The organism is Gilliamella sp. GillExp13, assembly GCF_001690815.1.
Lineage (GTDB): Bacteria > Pseudomonadota > Gammaproteobacteria > Enterobacterales > Orbaceae > Gilliamella > Gilliamella bombi.
In genome coordinates, this window is record NZ_LZHJ01000102.1 from 1 (window position 1) to 2862 (window position 2862).

7 protein-coding genes are annotated in these 2862 nt (G+C 31.3%); all 7 read right to left on the reverse strand.

What is annotated here, in order from left to right; all coding sequences use genetic code 11:
- Nucleotides 1–169, reverse strand: a 169-nt coding sequence (locus A9G37_RS13605; protein ID WP_141671116.1) for a helix-turn-helix domain-containing protein, incomplete at its 3' end; no start/stop codon positions are given.
- Nucleotides 170–380: 211 nt separating this feature from the next.
- A complete protein-coding gene (locus A9G37_RS07140; protein ID WP_034913569.1) occupies nt 381–650 on the reverse strand; it encodes a DUF7710 domain-containing protein in 270 nt (89 codons plus the stop codon).
- Nucleotides 651–691: 41 nt separating this feature from the next.
- Nucleotides 692–1081 carry a hypothetical protein gene (locus A9G37_RS07145; RefSeq protein ID WP_141671117.1) on the reverse strand — a complete coding sequence of 130 codons (390 nt, stop codon included), beginning with the start codon at nt 1079–1081 and terminating at the stop codon, nt 692–694.
- Nucleotides 1071–1403, reverse strand: a complete 333-nt coding sequence (locus A9G37_RS07150) for a DUF7716 domain-containing protein (protein WP_442903143.1) — start codon at nt 1401–1403, stop codon at nt 1071–1073. The genes A9G37_RS07145 and A9G37_RS07150 overlap by 11 nt, the downstream gene beginning before the upstream one ends.
- Nucleotides 1404–1504: 101 nt before the next feature.
- Complete coding sequence (locus A9G37_RS07155) at nt 1505–1783, reverse strand: hypothetical protein (protein WP_065575069.1); 279 nt, start codon at nt 1781–1783, stop codon at nt 1505–1507.
- A complete protein-coding gene (locus tag A9G37_RS07160) occupies nt 1777–2121 on the reverse strand; it encodes a hypothetical protein (protein ID WP_065575070.1) in 345 nt (114 codons plus the stop codon). The genes A9G37_RS07155 and A9G37_RS07160 overlap by 7 nt, the downstream gene beginning before the upstream one ends.
- A gap of 168 nt (nt 2122–2289) precedes the next feature.
- The gene (locus A9G37_RS07165) at nt 2290–2772 is read right to left on the reverse strand and encodes a hypothetical protein (protein WP_141671119.1); all 483 of its coding nucleotides are present in this window, start codon (nt 2770–2772) and stop codon (nt 2290–2292) included.
- Between the last annotated feature and the right edge of the window lie 90 nt (nt 2773–2862).

Consider the following 2862-nt stretch of genomic DNA (forward strand, 5'->3'; position numbering starts at 1 on the left):
CCTCATGTGCTCGATAGGTTTGATTAGGTTTTGAGTTTCTTTTTATCTCTCGACTTATTGTCGAAGGATGTCTATTGAGTAGCTGGGCTATCTCTTTTTTATTCTTTCCTGCTTGTAATAATACGAAAATCTGGTATCTTTCCTTCCTAGAAAGGTGATTATAATACATAGCAATCTCCAAACTGTGGTGGTGCGAAGGTGCTAGTATAAATCACCTTCTACTTTCTTCACTCCACCGTGTTTAAAATTGCACTTCATGTTTGAATCCAGGATTTTTCCACCACTTATTTCCTTTTTTGTCAATGCGTTAATGGATTGTTGTGTACATAACTTGGCTTTTTTTATACAGAATAGTTTTAATGATTAGTAATGTTTTAGTGCTATTGCTGTTGTCCTGCTTCAAAATGGTAGTGTTCCATTGAGGCACAGGTAAAAGATTCAATAAAGGCAGGTTTTGTATGCCACGTTTGTTTGGCAGTAAACAAATCATTAGCAATGGCCCAATCATACACCCCAGTATTCACAGGATAACGGGTTAACACACCAGATAATTGATGTTTTTCAATCCAAGTTTTAGCTTCAGTTAACGAGGTGAATATACCAGCAGGAAAGTTTGCTCCTTCACCATTAAATACCCATATTTCGTTCATTTTTGCTATCCTATTTAATCAATTCTGGTTGCAATATGGTATTATGCTATAAAATTAATATGCGATTTAAAACATGACAATAGTTTAAGGGAAATGTTGTCGAAAATAGATAATTCAAAATTATTAAGATTATCTTGATATTCCATTACTTTATCCACACCATAATTTGAATAGACAAGGCAAGTTATATGTATCATATCGTTTGTGATGCAAATATTAACAATATCATTATCAAATAGTTCCATACTGTTAATTGATAATTTGAAACGCAGATAAATTTGTTGTTTCAAGATATTAACATGTACATAACTAGCCATATCAGTTAATTTAAACTGCCTAGCAATATTCGATTGTAATAAAATACCTAATTGATTGAGTTTATCAGATAAGTTTGATATCAAGTCAACTGTTTTTTTATTGTTATAAATCATAATACTGTAAAAAAGCATCGTTTTTAAAATAAAAGACAAAAGAGCTAAATAAATCCTCTAATGTTGGGTTATTTAATTCATTGTTAGCCACGCTAATAATATCTTCAATTTCGGCTTTTTCTAGCGTTGGTATCCAACCTTCTTCTATAGCTTGTTTAGGCAGGTTTGAATCATCATCATCTAAAATATCTTCATCCTCAAGACTAAAAACTCCTTGGGTATTAAGTGTCCAAGATGAGTGAACAGCGGGAAGATAAAAAAAACTGTATGGCATGTCTTCTATGTTAGAAAGCATATCTCGTATAGTAATAAAATTCATCATTTTCAAAAAAATTAAAAGGTTAAGATACTTTCAGTATTCAGACATCAGTATAATGGCATATTAAATGATTGTCAGTATATTTCAATAAGCAATGTATTCATTTAATCACCATCGGCAATAATCACTTCGTCTTCACTCACAGCTTGCTTAAGTAGCATAATTAGTTTTTGGATTTCGCTGTCGTTATGTTTTTGTAACAAGTTGATTAATATTTTTTGATGATCGGGATAGATTCTGTTTCGACCATAGACATCAATCATGATGCCTGTTTTCCGCTTTAAATCGATAAAAGCTTGCTCAAGTAATTGCACTTTTTTATCACTTAAAACAAGAGATGGCTTACTGTCTTTTTGATCTGATAAGTAGGAAAAATCTAGCATCTTTTATATTCCTTGATATTGGTAATGCGTTGATTATTCTGAGGTGTCTTTTTTCGATAACGTATGCTCTGTTTTAAACCGATGGATCCTTGATTTGCACATTTTAGCAGATCCTCATCACTAATAATAAAATCACTATCTTCCAGAAAAATATCAATCACTGCTTCAGCAAATGAATCTGGAATGTGATTTAAGGCAAAGTTAAAAATACGATTTTTTGCTTCGTTATGTTGTAATATTGATTCAATGATGATCGATGCATTTTGCTGCCACTTTTCGGCAAACCGTAGAAAATCTTGCTCATTGAACGTATCTTGCAGAATGATCTTAGCTACCATTGAATCCACTTAATAATATTGTATGGTAAATATAATTGTTATTTCAAGGTTGATCCTAACTAACAACAACGATCATCGCTATATTGATATATCAATATGCAAAAATATATAGATAATTATAAACAATTTTTCATCTTAACAACTATCTATTATTTCAATACAAAGATTTTAGTTAAGTGATATTTTATTCTTTTTAATCAAAAAATAGCGTTTGGAAGAAATTGGACGGGAAATGTAAGGTAGATATCTAAGTGCAAACGGAAAGGTTTTTATAGGTTTGTTAAAAAGTTCGAGTAACCAACCATCAGAATCCTTAAGCGACATAAATTCAAAACTTATCGAATTATCGGATAAAATTTTAATATCACGAAGACAACAAGCACTGAGCCAAGCATATGCACCACCACCAATTCTGGCTCGGTCGACGATTTTATTACCTTTTAAATCAAGTAAATAAATATATAAAACTTCTTCCCAACCATCGCCGTATGACACAAAAAGTAAGATATAATTATCATTATAACTAAAAGCCGCTTCTAAATAGCCCCCTTTCAGTTTTTCATTACAGCAAACACCATCAACTTCAACAAGTGAATAGATTTCGCCAGGTTTCCTGAGAGGTAATCGCTTTACTACAACATTGGATATCATTTTTATCATACTTAATCTAAAAAATGTTATTTAAAATATCAATAGAAAGCCTATCAACACTAAACTTAATAAAATTACCACTTAAGTAAG